This window comes from Nocardia sp. NPDC003979 (assembly GCF_053605015.1).
The window spans coordinates 25073-39018 of the sequence record NZ_JBSGIJ010000024.1 but is presented as its reverse complement, the minus strand read 5'-3'; the positions used below and the strand labels follow the sequence as shown (position 1 = coordinate 39018).

Sequence of the window (13946 nt, the reverse complement as noted above, 5' to 3'; positions counted from 1 at the left end):
GGCGGTCGTTGTTTCGGCTGGTTGTGCGTGCGGGCCACGCGCACCGCACCGCTCTCCGCGAGTCGTGTTCGCGCCCGAGCATTCGGCTCCGGTCGCGATCCGAGCTATTCGGTCGAATGCGGTCAGTTGGTTCTGATCGGTGCGGCGGTCGACCAGCCCCAGGTGGGTTCGGTGTGGATGGTGATCTCGGCGGGGGGAGCGGTGATCAGGCGGGTGAGGCGTTGGAGTTCGCCCCAGTCGCGGGTCCAGTCGTCGGCCAGGTAGGACGGGATGGTTTGCGACCGCATGAGCATGCCGGTCCAGCCGAGGGGGCCGCCGCCGGTGTCGCCCTGCCAGGTCTCGGAGACCTGGGCGTTGAGTTTGTCGGGGAGGATGCGCCAGATCGGCATCTCCGCCACGCCTGCTCGATGATCGAAGGGGCGCTGGCATGGGAAAGCCAGTCCTACATGCCAATCCGCGAGCACCGGGTTCTCCTCGCCGACCATCGTGTTCAGCGTTGTCAGTTTCGGCAGGCGTGGTGGGGTGAGTGCCACCCACTGCATCGGATCGGGGTCTCCTTCGGTGATGAGGCGAACAGCGTTGGTGCCCAAGGGAATACGGTCCAGCGCGACTGGAAGATTCCGCCACCCCGGTGCGCCGCCCACACTCGGCGGGGTCGCTTCGCCCAACCGCGAGAACGTTCCCCCGGCCTCCTGCCCGAACTCCACGCGAAGCCGCTGTCCCGGCATGGGCGCCCCATCAGGGCCCACTCCTTCGATACGTCCGGCAACGGTGAGGATCAACACCCGGTAAGCCGGATCACGCTGCACCGCTGCCAGATCCATCCGGAACCACTGGGTGACCAACTTGCCGGCGCGAGGCTCTCCGACGGCGTAACTACCGAGAACCGGAGTCCGCTCCGGAGCAAGCCCGAACGGAAGCGCCACGGTACTCCCGTTGACACCGGCAATCCCTGTCCCGTTTGGCCCTGCGGCTCCAATCGGTGCGCCATTGCCTGGTCCTGGAACTCCGGCTGGTGCGCCATTGCCAGGTCCTGCGGCAGCGCTCGGCCCGCCGGGAGCGCCCGCCGGGCCGCCGATCGCCCCGCGCGGTGCTTCGTCGCCACTCGGCTGCCCGCCGGGAGTGGCGCCATTCTGTCCGCCGGGTGCGGCGCTGGTTGGGCCAGGGCTGCTGGGCCCTGCGCCGCCACCAGGCGCGCTGCTGGGTGCCGGACTTCCCGGTGCCGGGCCCCTGGGGCCGCCACCGGGTCCTCCTGCGCTGGCGCTTTCTTGCGGAGGACCGGCCGTGGCGCCATTCGGCCCGGCGGGCGCGCTGCCACTCGGGCCGCCGCTGCTGGGCCCTGCGCCGGCACCGGGAGCTGAACCACCTGGCGCTGGTCCGGTCGCCGCACCATTCGGGCTGCTGGGGGCGGCTCCAGTTGGACCGCCGGGTGCGGCGCCACTCTGGCCGGCGCCGGGGCCCCCTGCGCTGCCACTGGGTGGTGGGCCGCTGGGGGCGCCAGGTCCGCCACCGCTGGGTCCACCTTGTGGGGGACCTGCTGCCCCGCCATTCGGACCGCTCGGTGCGCCGCCGGGCCCGCTACCTGGCCCTCCACCGCCGGGTCCGGAGCCGGAGGGAGGTGCGGACGACTGGCCGGGGCCGGGGTCCGGGGCGAGGCTGCCCACGCCGTTCGGGGTGAAGCCGGTGTTCTCGGCGGCGAGGCTGTCGGCGATGGTGCCGGTGTACGGGGTGAGCAGGGAGTCGGCCGTGTTGGTTTCGACCAGGACGTCGTCGGCCATGGCGCAGGGGTTGCCGCCGAGGGCACGCAGGTTGGACAGGCCGACCGAGTAGGCGGGGTACTGCGAGATCGCCGCCGAGGCAAGCGAACCCACCTCGAAGAGCACCAGCGCTGCGGCAACCAGAGTCAGCGGCGCAACCGGGGCGACCTTGAAACGATCAGCTGCAGCCCACTTCCCAGCAAACGGCAACCTGCTGTCGGTCTCCGAGGCTCGAGGCTCACCGTCGTTCTCGTCGTCGAGAAGTGGTGCGCCATGCTTGTCGACCACTGGGTTGTCGCGCTCGGATATGTGCGGATAATCCACCGCCGGCTGGCCGCCATGTTCGGGTGACAGCGAATGGTCGTCGCGCTGGGAATCGGCAGGGGCGCTGTCGTGCTCGGCGGAGTCTCGGGTCTCGCACTCGGACATGCGCGGATTGCTGTTGTGGTCGCCAGTGGGTGTCAGAGTGTCGTGCTCGCGCGGGCGGGGTTCGCGGTAGTACTGGTACAGCGCGAGGAGGAGGGTTGCGGCGGTGGCGGTCAGGGCGAGGGTGGACAGGCTTAGGCTGCCGAGGGTGGGGGCGCGGTCGGGCCAGGGGACGCCGTAGCCGGAGACGTACCACCAGCCGTTTGAGCCGGTGAGGCTTACCGCGAGGAGGAACAGGACCGCTGCGGTGAAGAGGGTGCGGACGTAGGCGGCGTGAATGATCTTGCGGCTCAGGGCGACTGCGGTGACAGCGGCGAGGGCGGCGGCCAGGCCCGCGTACACGCCGAAGTGGTGGGTCCACTTGGTGGGGGTGAACATCATCAACAGCAGTGCCATGAAAACCACTGCGAGAAGGCGGGTTACCGGTCCGCGGGCGGTGCGGGGGACGCGCCCGTGGCGCAAAGTGGTGAGGACACCGATGATCAGGCACAGCAGCATGGCGAGGATGCCGAAGCGGCGGGCGAGGGAACCGTCGGGGTTCACCGATAGCAGGGTGTCCCAGCGGGTGCGTTCCTCGAACCAGGACATGTCGGGGCCGACGAGCTGGCGGACGCGGGTCGCTTCGAGGACGGTCGCCAGGGTCTGGTCGGCGAAGACCACAACCAGAACTAGTGTTCCGGCGGCGGCGATCGGTGCGAGCAGGGCCGCGTATCCGCTCGGAGTGGAGCCGGAGCGGGCGACGATGGTGCGTAGAACCGGGCGTGAAGCGGCCAGAAGTGCTGCCGTGCAGATCAATCCGGTGGGACCGGCGGCCAACGAGAATGCCGCGACGAGCACGGCGACGGCGGCCGGTAGCAGACGCCGGGTCGCCACCGCGCGCTCCATCGAGCACCAGGTGACCAGCACCCCGACGGCGATCAAGGGTTCCGGACGCAGACCGTTGTTGTACGGCAGCCAGATCGAGAGGAACACCAGCGCACCGGTCCACACCGCCCAGCGGTTCGCGGCAATTCCCGAGCGAGGCAGTACTTCCCGGCTGAGTACCAGCCAGCACACGAGTCCGGCGAGCAATGCGGGCAACCGCATCCACACGCCTGCCTCGCTGACCCTGCTCATCCAGGCGAGCACCTCGTACGGCCAGCCGAACGGCGCCTCCGCCACCTGGAACCACCGGTAGTAGTTGGCCGTATATCCGGCCTCGCGCGCAGACCGGGCCATCGTGAGGATGTACCCGTCGTCGGAACTGTTCGCCCCGATCACATGCCACACGACCAGCACGCCCGCCACGGTCGCGTCGACCGCGCGGAATCGCCACCAGCGCATCGGAAGTAACCGGCGGGTGCGCCTGCCGTCGCGAAGGTCACTGCGGTGCAAGCAGATCAGCGACACCAGTGTGCACAGCACCGCACCGATGATCGCCGCCAGCTTCCACCCACTCGGACTCGACGAGAACCGCGCGTCGATCTCGGCATGCAACCGCGCATCACCGAGCCGCCCCCGATCGAGTTCGGTGAACACACCGACAACCTGCGGCCGCACATCGCCCTGCACAGCCGTCCGCATCACCGCGCCGTCGCGGTCCGCCACTCCTACGATCTCGGCACTGGTGCGCCCCGCATCGGAGAAGAGGACAAGCGCACAGCCACCGTCCGCCGCGCCTGGCGCACCACTCTCAGGCACTGCCGATGGTGCGCTGCTCGCCGGTGCCCCCGATGACGCTGCCGGTGCCCCCACCGGCGCCGCCGAGGGTGCTCCCGCTGGTCCTGCCGATGGCGCTCCCGACGGTGCTCCCGCTGGTGCTGCCGATGGCGCTCCTGACGGTGCTCCCGATGGCGCCCCCGAGGGTGTGGCAGGCGTCGAAGGCAAGGGTGCTTCGCCTACCCCAGGCGCTGCGGGACCGGTCGGAAGGCTGGTGAGGGGGACGCTCAGTAACAGGCGGTCGCGCAACACCATCGACAGCGTGCGGCCCTGTTCGGGGCGGTCCTCGATGCGGGCGACCAGGCCCTTGGAGCCTGCTCGGGGAGCTTGGGGTGGGACGGTGGACAGGACGGTTCCGCCGGTGAAACCTTGTAGGGCGGTGCAGGGGATGCGTAGGTCGAGGCTCAGCGGCACGTAGTCCACGAGCGGTGCGCTGACCTGTAGCGACTTGTCCTGCGGCCAATCCAGGCTCGCGCGCTGTTGCTGCACGGGAAGCAGCGGGACGAGAACCGCCAGCAACAAACCGAGCGCCCCCGCCACGATCCCACCAATTTTCGCTCGGCCGAAGCCGGTATCTCCACCCACGAATGACGATGCTAGGCCGTCGAACCGGCTCGCACCCAGTCACTTCGAGATCACCACGCTCTGATGGCGGCATCGCCCGAGAGCCGAACGCCACCAGAGCGTGGTGATCGAAGGGGTCAGGGGGTGGGGCGGCGGAGTTCGGTGACGGCGATCCGGGCGGCCTCGCCGATGGCGGCGTCGACGACGGGGAGGTCGGGGTCGGCGCGAGCGGCGCGGGTGAAGACCGCGACGGCGACCGGGATTTCGCCGGGGAATTCGACGACCGCGACCTCGTTGCGGATGATGCCGACGGTGCCGGTCTTGCCCGCGACCACGACACCGCGATGTGGGAAGCCGGCAGCGACACGGTGCGGCCAGATCTGGTTGCGCATGACCGCGCGCACGAATTCCGTGCTCTCCGAAGACAACACGCCGCCGGACCAGAGCCGCCACAGCAGACGCGTCATCTCCTCGGGAGTGGTCGCGCTGGCGTAGGCGGGATCGTAGGCCGACACTGTCCACGCCTCGTCGTTGTCGGTCAGCGCCGCGAACGCCTCGGCGGTGCTGTGGGTATCGGTGTCGCGCACCAGACTTCGGTGCTGATCGGCGGTGCCGCCGACGACCCGGGTTTCGGTGAGGCCGAGTTCGGCGGCCATGTCGGTGACGGCGGCCAGCCCGAGTTCACCGAGAAGAACGTCGGCAGCGGCGTTGTCGGACACCGTCATCATCGAGGTCACCAGATCGCGACGGCTCAGTGTGATCGGATCGTGCAGTGCGGCAATACCGGTCGGGCCGGGGGTGCAGTCGGCGGGATCGATGGTGAGCCTGCCCGCCGGATCGATGCGCCCGCGGTCCACCTCGCGATAGAACGCCACGCACAACAGCAACTTGTACACCGACGCCATCACCACCCGATCCTGCCCACCCACCGAGATCTCCGCCGCCGAACCGTCACACCGTCGCGCATGCAGCCACCCACTGCACCCAGCGTCCGCGAACACCGCCCGAATCCTGTCCGTGGCTGTCGGGACAGCCCGATCGGCAGCCACGAACCCCGGCTCCGCACGCAGCATGTCGAACGAACGGCTCACCGCGCGCTCCGAACAGTCACGCGACGCACCCTGTGCAGCCGGCTTCCGCCGTGAGAATCGTCCGTGCTTCGGTGGCCTCGCTCGGCCGTGGTGACAGCGGCCGTCCCGGCGCCGTGCTCCGCACGCACCCCTCGCGACCGAGGCGACGAGGACTCGATCTGCGCATTCCGCGTGAACTCGGCCTGTACGCCGGTCGTGCCATATCGATCAGCACACAAAACACCTGCTCGCATACACCTCATCGCGCACAGACGGGTGATTCGCACCGTCACCGCAACCGCTCCCGGTACAGCACGCGATCGAGCACCTCCGCCTGCCCGCGCGTATCAGTCCGCCGAATTACCCTGACCCGCAACGCGACCGACTGCGGCGCCAAGGTCAACCACGCGACGCCCGGCGTGGGAGTGGGTGGGGTGGTGGTGAGTCCGAAGCTGGTGCCGGCGGCTACCGCTGCCAGCACAGCGCGGTCGTCGGGCGCGGGCAGCGACGGAGTGTCGAGGCCGCGTTCACGCAGGAGGTCGAGGAGCGCGTCGTAAGCGGGCGGGTTGGCCGGACGCGGGGGATGGGCGAAGTGCAGGCCGGTGAGCATGGGGAAGGTGGGGCGTTCGGTGGTAGTGGTGCGGTGACCGGCGGGAACGACCAGCCAGCGGGGGAGTTTCACGACGGGGCCCGCTTCGACGCCGTCGACCAGGGCGGGATGTTCGATGACCGCGACATCGCAGATGCCCGAGCGCACGTCGGCGACGAGGTCGACGGTGCTGCCGATCGTGGTCGACACCGTCCCGTCCGCGGGCCGCAACGCGGTGACGCAGGCGGTGACCACGCGGTCCGGCAAGGCGGTGGTCGCCGCGAAGCGGGTGGTGCCGCTGAGCTGGGCGATGCGCCGGGATTCGGCGAGCAGGCGATCGGCGTCGTCGACGAGCAGCCGGGCGCGCGGCAGCAACTGCCTGCCCGCCGGGGTGAGCACGGCGCCCTGGGTGGTCCGGTGGACGAGCTCGATGTCGAGGTGCTGTTCCAGGCGCCGCAAACCCTGGGACAGCGGTGGTTGGGTCATGTCGAGTGCCGCTGCCGCCCGCCCGAAATGGCCCTCGTCGGCGACGGCGACGAAGAACCGGAGGTGGCGCAGCAGGTCCATGGGGCCATTGAACCAGCGGTCACGCAACGACTCGCCCGAACCGGGCGAAGTGCCCAGCGCATCGCCTCGGATACCGCATGTGAACTGCGGCGATATCGATCACGACTCGCCGCCGACGGCATCCGATATTGGCCGCGCCCCGCCCGCGATGGTGTGGTGCAACGGTGATTTCCTCCGCTACCGAGCACCCGATCCGCAGACGCCTCGCGGCTGCCGCACTCGCGGTCGCCACGCTGACCTTCACCGCGTGCTCCTCCGAACCCGCGGCCCCGAGCGAAACCTCGGCCGCGCCGAGCACCTCGTCCGCCGACACCACCCCGTTCGCCGCATTGGAATCGAAGTACAGTGCGCGACTCGGTCTCTCGGTCACCGATACCGGAACCGGCGCCACCGTCGCCTACCGGGCCGACGAACGTTTCCCCATCGCCTCCACCTTCAAGGGCCTGGCCTGTGGCGCCCTCCTACAGGCGCATCCACTCTCGACCGGTTACTTCGACCAGGTCATCCACTACACCGCCGCCGACCTGGTGGAGTACTCACCCGAAACCGAAAAACACGTCGACACCGGCATGACCGTAGCGGCCCTCTGCCATGCCACCATCACGCTCTCCGACAACACAGCGGGCAACCTGGTGCTCCGATTGCTGGGCGGCCCAGCGGGTTTCACGGCGTTCCTGCGCACCCTCGGTGACAACGTGACCCGCCTGGACCGCTGGGAAACCGAACTCAACACCGCCATCCCCGGCGACGAACGCGACACCACCACCCCGGCCGCCCTGGCCGCCGACTACCGCGCCCTCGTCCTCGGCGATGTCCTCGCCGAACCCGAACGCACCCAGCTCGCCGACTGGCTCAGGGCCAACACCACCGGTGGCAAACGCATCAAGGCCGGTCTACCCGCCGACTGGACTGTCGGCGACAAGACCGGCAGCCCCGCTTACGGTTCGGCCCTCGACGTGGCCATCGCCTGGCCCCCGAACCGGCCGCCCCTGGTCCTCGCGGTCCTGTCGACGAAATCCGAGCAGGACGCCGAACCGTCCGACGAACTCCTGGCCGAGGCGACGAAAGCGGCGGTCGCCCAGCTCAATTGATCCGCCACCCCGCCCGCACGGAACGGGCGCACAGCTGCGGTTCGTCGCCTGCTCCGACGAACAAGGCGGTGAGCATCGGGATGCCGTGGTCGAGTGCCTCGGCGGGCAACGGGCCGGTCGCCACCAGCCCGGCCAGCCCTTGCCCGATCACCCAGCTCTGTGTCGCCAGTTCGAGCGGGTCGACCTCGGCCCGGAAGCGGCCGAGGTCGCGGGCCCTCGCCACGGCCGTCACCAGCCGTTCCAACGTCGCATCGGCGGCCGGTGCGTTCAAGTGGCCCGCGACGCCGACGGAAACCCGGTCGGTGCCGGCGATTTCGCCGCCCAGGTGGAACAGGCCTACCTGAATGTCGGCACCGCGATGAGCGCGATCGGCGGATCCTTCGACGACGTCGCGAAGCTGACGATCTACGTCGTCGACTGGAGTGCCGACAAATATCCGCTGCTGGGCGAAGGAGTGAGTCGCGCGGCCGCGAAAATGGGTGTCGACCCGGTCAAACCGATCACCCTGATCGGCGTGGCCGCACTGGGCGAACCCGACCTGCTCGTCGAGGTCGAGGCGACCGCGGTGCTCGACTGATCACCCTGCGCGGTACCGGCCGGGGGCCACACCGTATTCACGTTTGAAGGCTTTGCCGAACGCGTATTCGGAGCTGTAGCCGGTGCGCCCGGCGATGGTGGCCAACGGGTGGTCGGTCTCGCGCAGGAGCCGGGCGGCGGTGAGCATCCGCCAGCGGGTGAGATAGGCCAGTGGCGGTTCGCCGAGCAGGGTGGTGAATCGTTTGGCGAACGCGGCACGGCTCAAACCGGCACGGGCGCCGAGCGATTCGACGGTCCAGTTGTGACCAGGATCGTCGTGCACGGCCCGTAGCGCACGCGACAGTTCGGGGTCCGTGAACGCCAGCGACCATCGTGCGGTGTCGTGGGTGGCGCTTTCGGCGAGCCAGGCGCGCAACAGATAGAGCAGGAGCAGGTCGAGCAGCGGTGGGACGGCAGCGTCGGCACCGGGGCGGGCATCGGTGAGTTCGGCGGCGAGCAGGTCGACGGCGGCGCGCAACGACGCGTGCGTGCCGAGCCGGGCCGGAATGTGCACCACCTCGGGCAATTCCGCCAGCAATGGATGGGTGCGATCGGCGGCGAGGTGATACGACCCGCACAGCAGAGTAGAAGCGGCGCCGGGGCCGTCGACCACGCGGATGTCGTCGGGTCCCGCGGTCTCGGTGAACGTGCTGGTGAGCTGATCGACCAGACCGTGCGCGACCCCGCGCGGCATCAGCACCGCGTCCCCCGTACCGAGCGCGATGGGTTCGGCCCCCGCCCTGGTGAGCCAGCACGAACCCTGCAGGACGACATGGAAACCGGCACCTTCCATCAGTGGATACCTGCGGCCCCACGGCGCGTGCCGCACGAACATCCCCGAGGCCGGGTCACCGGTGCGCGCGGTGGCCAGGACTTCGCTGAGTAGATCCATAACCGAGGATATTACAGCTGAAGACGTTCGGATATCTTCTGCGGACTCTGGATGATTTTCCGTCGCTACATCTGCTCATACGCTGAGTTCATCAACCGAATGAACAAGGAGCAGGACATGAAGATCGCCGTGTACGGGGCCAGTGGACACGTCGGCCGTTTCGTGGTGGCGGAACTGGGTCGTCGTGGAATCGACACCGTCGTCGTGGGACGTAACGCCCAGCGGCTGACGGACTTCGGCGTACCTGTCCGGGTCGCCGCAGCCGACGATCACTCCGCGCTGCTCACCGCCTTCACCGGGGTCGACGTGGTCGTCAGCACCCTGCCCGACTACACCGGAACCGGTGAGGGCGTGCTGCGCGCCGCCGTCGCCGCGGGCGCGAGCTATGTGGATGTCGCGGGCGAACAACTGTTCGCCCGCAAGGTGTTCGACGAATACGGGCCGCTCGCCGAGGCCGCAGGCGTCACCCTGGTCACGGCCGTCACGGAGGCGGGCGTGTTCGGTGACCTGCTCGCCAACCTCGGTGCGCGGCGGCTCGGCGGTGCCGACGAGATCGTGCTCAGCCATGTCGTCGCACCCGGTGGTGAGGGTTCTCGTGGCAGTATGCGCACGGTGCTGCGCAATCTCGACGCCTTCACCAGTGGTGGTCTTTCCTGGTCCGACGGCGAATTCCGCACCGGTCCTCAGCCGCGCCGGGACACGCTGCTCCTGCCCGGCACCACCGACCCTGTCGCGGTGGTGAAGTTCCCGCAGCCGGCCGTGGTGACGATCCCGCGCCATACCGCGGCCGCTTCGGTGGAAGGTGCGCTGGCGAAGGAGATCTTCGCGATGGTCGGCACCGTCACCGAGGCCGACCTGGAACGCGCGCCCGAAACACCCTCCGCACCGGCCCCCTACTCGATGGTGGTCGACATCCACCGCGACGGAAAAACGCTGCGCGGCATCGGAAGCGGGCCCGACACGTACCGCAACAGTGCCCAGCTCGCGGTGGCGGTAGCGACCCGCATCGGCGCGGGCGCGAAACCGGGCGCGCAGTCACCGGCCGAACTGTTCGACCCGGTCGAATTCCTCGACGCACTGGGCGAATTCGGCATGACCTGGTCGCTCGGATGAACAAGCCCGCGCGCCGGGCGGTCACCTTCCTCGCGACGGTGACCGTCCTGGTGCTGGTCGCCTGTGGCACGCGTGAGCCGGCACCCGAGTGGTCGAGCGTCTGGGCGGCCGCCGCCCAGCATCCGGTGACCCAGAACTGGTCGGCCGACGGCTTTGCCGACGAGACCGTCCGCCAGGTCCTCCGCCTGACGGACGGCGGCCCGCAAGTCCGGGTCCGGCTGTCGAATCGCTATGGCACCGAACCGCTGGCCGTCGCGGGTGCCACGGTGGCTCGCGGCGCAGGCGGCGCCGCGCTGGTACCCGGGTCGGTGCACCCGCTGACAGTGGCCCGCTCGACAACCTTCGATCTCGCCCCCGGCGCCGAGGCGGCAAGTGATCCGATCCCCCTCCCGGTCGCCGCCGGGGAGGCGGTCACCGTCACGCTCTACTTCGCCCGTCCGACCGGTCCGGCGACCCAGCACGCGCAAGCTGCCACGACCAGCTTCCGTGCCGCAGGCGACCACGCGGCCGAACCGACCGCGACGCCCTTCACCGAGACCTCCCGCTCCTGGTACTACCTGACGGGCATCGACGCGACCGGCGCGGAACGGGAGGTCACCGTCGCCTTCGGCGATTCCATCACCGACGGCTACCGCTCGACCGTCGACACCGACCAGCGCTACCCGGACCAGCTCGCCCGCCACCCGGGCACCGAACCGCACGCGGTCGTCAACGCGGGTATCAGCGGCAACCGGCTGCTCACCGACTCGACCGTGCTCGGGGACAGCGCCCGCCTCCGCTTCCGCCGCGACGTCCTCGAACAACCCGGCGTCGACACCGTGATCGTGCTCATCGGCATCAACGACATCGGCCTGGCCGGGACCACCGGACCCGATGGCGTGTTGTCCCCGGTTGTTTCGGCCGACCAGCTCATCGCGGGTTATCGCGAGCTGATCGGCGCGGCCCACGCGGCGGGCGTGCGCGTCATCGGCGCGACTCTGCTGCCGTTCGGTGGGTCGGTGTACTACTCACCGAGCAAGGACGAGCTGCGAGCTCAGGTGAACACCTGGATACGCACCGGCAACGCCTTCGACGCGGTGGTGGATCTGGACCGTGCGCTGGCCGCGCCGGACGACCGGAGCAGACTGGCGCAACAGTTCGACAGCGGAGATCATCTGCACCCCAACGACCTCGGCTACGGTGCTATGGCGGCGGCCATAGCAGGCGCGGGCGTGCTGTGATGCTCGACAGCGGCGAGGCTGTCACCAGCGCGGGAAGAGACAACCGGGTCAACAACCGGTGAACCCTGACTGCTCGAGTGGCAGTTGGGACGAGGGCTCGATATGCTCGCCCCGTTATCGAAACGGGCTGCCTTGCTGCATGTTTGGCTCGAGGATTGGTGGTTGGGGGCCTGTGGTTACTGCGGAAGTCGGGTCGGTGACGCACGCGACGGGGGACCGCACGACAGCGGGACCGGCGGGGTACGTGGTACTGAGCGCCGCAGTGGTCATCGTGGTGATCGCCGCGCTCACCGTGGTTTTCGCGCCCCCTCTCATCGGCGTTCCCGTGCTGGTCGGGGCGTTGGTCACGGCGCTGATCGCCTGTCCGGCGGTTTTCGTCGCGCTGCGCCAAACCGCGAAAGCCGACCTCTCCGCCGCCGCCGCTCAGCGCGCCGAACAGCAGTTGGCGGCCACCGTCGCCGAGGCGACGCAGCGCATCGCGAAGGCCGAGGAACACAGCTCCGCCTACGCCTGGGAAGCGCAGGAGAACTCGCGTCGCGGTGCCGCCGCGCTCGCGGCGTTCGCCGGTGCCGCCAGCCGTATCCAGGCCATGACCACCAGCATGCTCGCCGAACTGCGCGAGATGGAACACCGTCACGCCGACCCACGCGTGCTCACCGACCTGCTCCACATCGACCACCGCACCGCCCAGACCGGCCGCCTCGCCGACAGCATCGCGGTGCTCAGCGGCGCCCGCACCGGCCGACGCTGGGCCAAACCCATTGCGATGGAATCGATCCTGCGTGGCGCGATGGGCCGAGTGGCCGGGTACCAGCGCGTGCGACTGCGCGCGGTGGCCGAGGTCGGTATCGCCGGACACGCCGCCGAAGGCGTGATGCACGCGCTGGCCGAACTGCTCGACAACGCCTGCAACTTCTCCCCGCCCACCACCGAGGTGCATGTCTACGCGGCGGAAGTGCCCGCGGGCGTTGTCATCACCATCGAGGACAGCGGTCTGGTGATGAGCGAATCGGCCCTGCGCCGCGCCGAGGCCGCCGTGAGCGGACGCGACCACAAGGGCAAGGGCGCCGACCTGGCCTCCCTCTCGGGCACCCGGCTCGGGCTGGCCGTGGTCGGAAACCTCGCGCGCAAACACGATCTCACCGTGTCGTACCGGCCCTCGGCCATCGGTGGCACGGCGGTGGTCGTCGTCGTCCCGCGCGAACTCACCGCCCGCGCCGAACGCCGCGGCCGCGACACGGGCCGTCACGCCGCGCCCGCCCCCCAGCGTGCCGACACCGGCGGCATCCAGCTCACCAACCTCGGCCAGTTCGACGCACCGACCCCGCGCCCGGCACCGCACACCGAGAACGGCGACCTCGGCTGGGCCGACGCCATCGCCCGCCAGGTGTCACCGCCCGCCGGTGAGGCCGCCCACTTGCCCGCGGCGACCACCCCGGCGCTGCCCAAACGCCGTCGCGGCAGCACTCTCGCGCAGGTCCATCCCGAAGGTCTCACCCCGCCCGCGCCCACCCAGGTGACGCCGGCAAAACCCTCGGCACTCGGCGCCTTCCAACGTTCTGCCCGCACCGAGCCGCGCACAGGCAGCGCCGCCTCTGCACCAGACCCCCAGGAGGACCGATGACCACCACCGCCGCGACCAATCTCGGCTGGTTGCTCGAGAAACTGCTCGCCCGCACCCCACGCACCCGCCACGCCCTGCTGCTCTCGGGTGACGGCCTCAAGATCTGCCACACCCCGGAACTCGACACCGACCGCGCCGACCAGCTCGCCGCGATCGCCGCCGGTTTCCAGAGCCTCGCGCACGGGGCCTCCGTCGAATTCGGTGACGGGCGAGGCGGAGTCCGCCAGTCGATGACCGAGTTCTACGGCGGCATCCTGTTCGTGGTCGAGGCCGGGCTCGGCGCGCACTTAGCGGTGATCGCCGCCGAGGACGCCGACGCGGGCCTGGTCGGGCACACCATGCACGAGCTGGTCGAGCAGCTCGGCGAACATCTCGCCGCCCAGCCGCGCCGGGGGACGCCGTAATGCTCGGCCGCGACGACGATCCCGACCGGTTCTACACCCTCACCGGCGGCCGGATGCCCGCCGACGACGACTTCGACCTGGTCACCCTCGTGGTCAGCGAGTCGGCGCCGAACGCGGGCATGACCTCCGAACAGGTCGCGATCCTCGAGCTGTGCCGGGCGCCGACCGCCGTGGTGGAGATCGCGGCCGAACTGCGGCTGCCGGTCGGCGTGGCGACGGTTGTGCTGTCGGATCTGCTCGCCGCGGGCAAGATCACCATCAGGCCTCCGCTGTCGGCGGCGATGAATCTGGATCTTTCCACCCTCGAGAAGGTGCTCGTTGGACTTCGCAGGCTCTGAAGACGTACCCGAGCGGT

The 13946-nt window shown here is 69.7% G+C and carries 12 protein-coding genes and 3 pseudogenes; 8 read left to right on the top strand and 7 right to left on the bottom strand.

The features are described from left to right. Positions 1-122: 122 nt before the first annotated feature. Both ACWEVR_RS30245 and ACWEVR_RS30240 read right to left on the bottom strand, forming a co-directional pair. Positions 123-1856, bottom strand: a pseudogene (locus ACWEVR_RS30245) (arabinosyltransferase C-terminal domain-containing protein); the annotation flags it as partial. A gap of 387 nt (positions 1857-2243) precedes the next feature. Beyond that, a pseudogene (locus tag ACWEVR_RS30240) lies at positions 2244-3827 on the bottom strand (arabinosyltransferase domain-containing protein); the annotation flags it as partial. A gap of 68 nt (positions 3828-3895) precedes the next feature. Here ACWEVR_RS30240 and ACWEVR_RS30235 point away from each other — a divergent pair. Further along, positions 3896-4099, top strand: a complete 204-nt coding sequence (locus tag ACWEVR_RS30235; RefSeq protein WP_452469759.1) for a hypothetical protein — start codon at positions 3896-3898, stop codon at positions 4097-4099. A gap of 46 nt (positions 4100-4145) precedes the next feature. Here the strand turns inward: ACWEVR_RS30235 and ACWEVR_RS30230 are convergent. From ACWEVR_RS30230 to ACWEVR_RS30220, 3 genes and pseudogenes are all read right to left on the bottom strand, one after another. Continuing rightward, positions 4146-4370 (bottom strand): annotated as a pseudogene (locus ACWEVR_RS30230) (hypothetical protein); the annotation flags it as partial. Between the two features lie 212 nt (positions 4371-4582). Further along, entirely contained in the window at positions 4583-5518 is a 936-nt protein-coding gene (locus ACWEVR_RS30225; protein ID WP_452469755.1) for a serine hydrolase, read from the bottom strand. A 286-nt stretch (positions 5519-5804) separates the two neighbouring features. After that, positions 5805-6671 carry a LysR family transcriptional regulator gene (locus ACWEVR_RS30220; RefSeq protein WP_452469724.1) on the bottom strand — a complete coding sequence of 289 codons (867 nt, stop codon included), beginning with the start codon at positions 6669-6671 and terminating at the stop codon, positions 5805-5807. Between the two features lie 191 nt (positions 6672-6862). On the opposite strand from ACWEVR_RS30220, the gene bla reads away from it, so the two are divergent. Beyond that, positions 6863-7762, top strand: coding sequence for a class A beta-lactamase (gene bla / locus ACWEVR_RS30215; RefSeq protein WP_452469754.1), 900 nt, complete (start codon positions 6863-6865; stop codon positions 7760-7762). On the opposite strand, the gene ACWEVR_RS30210 is transcribed toward bla, so the two are convergent. Then, positions 7755-7994 carry a hypothetical protein gene (locus ACWEVR_RS30210; protein ID WP_452469723.1) on the bottom strand — a complete coding sequence of 80 codons (240 nt, stop codon included), beginning with the start codon at positions 7992-7994 and terminating at the stop codon, positions 7755-7757. The two genes, bla and ACWEVR_RS30210, sit on opposite strands and share 8 nt — an antisense overlap. 39 nt (positions 7995-8033) lie before the next feature. Between ACWEVR_RS30210 and ACWEVR_RS30205 the strand changes: the two genes are divergently transcribed. After that, on the top strand, positions 8034-8339 hold the full coding sequence (locus tag ACWEVR_RS30205) for a RidA family protein (protein ID WP_452469722.1): 306 nt from the start codon (positions 8034-8036) through the stop codon (positions 8337-8339). On the opposite strand, the gene ACWEVR_RS30200 is transcribed toward ACWEVR_RS30205, so the two are convergent. Further along, positions 8340-9230: an AraC family transcriptional regulator gene (locus ACWEVR_RS30200; protein WP_452469721.1), complete on the bottom strand. Its 891-nt coding sequence runs from the start codon at positions 9228-9230 to the stop codon at positions 8340-8342. 117 nt (positions 9231-9347) lie between these two features. On the opposite strand from ACWEVR_RS30200, the gene ACWEVR_RS30195 reads away from it, so the two are divergent. The 5 genes from ACWEVR_RS30195 to ACWEVR_RS30175 all read left to right on the top strand — a co-directional run bounded on the left by ACWEVR_RS30195 (position 9348) and on the right by ACWEVR_RS30175 (position 13929). Beyond that, on the top strand, positions 9348-10343 hold the full coding sequence (locus ACWEVR_RS30195) for a saccharopine dehydrogenase NADP-binding domain-containing protein (protein ID WP_452469720.1): 996 nt from the start codon (positions 9348-9350) through the stop codon (positions 10341-10343). Next, positions 10340-11563 (top strand): SGNH/GDSL hydrolase family protein, encoded by a 1224-nt coding sequence (locus tag ACWEVR_RS30190; RefSeq protein WP_452469719.1) that lies wholly within the window; start codon positions 10340-10342, stop codon positions 11561-11563. Before ACWEVR_RS30195 ends, ACWEVR_RS30190 begins: the two co-directional genes overlap by 4 nt. Positions 11564-11759: 196 nt before the next feature. After that, positions 11760-13187 (top strand): ATP-binding protein, encoded by a 1428-nt coding sequence (locus tag ACWEVR_RS30185; RefSeq protein ID WP_452469718.1) that lies wholly within the window; start codon positions 11760-11762, stop codon positions 13185-13187. Further along, a complete protein-coding gene (locus tag ACWEVR_RS30180) occupies positions 13184-13591 on the top strand; it encodes a roadblock/LC7 domain-containing protein (RefSeq protein WP_067491837.1) in 408 nt (135 codons plus the stop codon). Before ACWEVR_RS30185 ends, ACWEVR_RS30180 begins: the two co-directional genes overlap by 4 nt. Then, the gene (locus ACWEVR_RS30175; RefSeq protein ID WP_067491839.1) at positions 13591-13929 is read left to right on the top strand and encodes a DUF742 domain-containing protein; all 339 of its coding nucleotides are present in this window, start codon (positions 13591-13593) and stop codon (positions 13927-13929) included. The genes ACWEVR_RS30180 and ACWEVR_RS30175 overlap by 1 nt, the downstream gene beginning before the upstream one ends. The last annotated feature ends 17 nt before the right edge of the window (positions 13930-13946 follow it).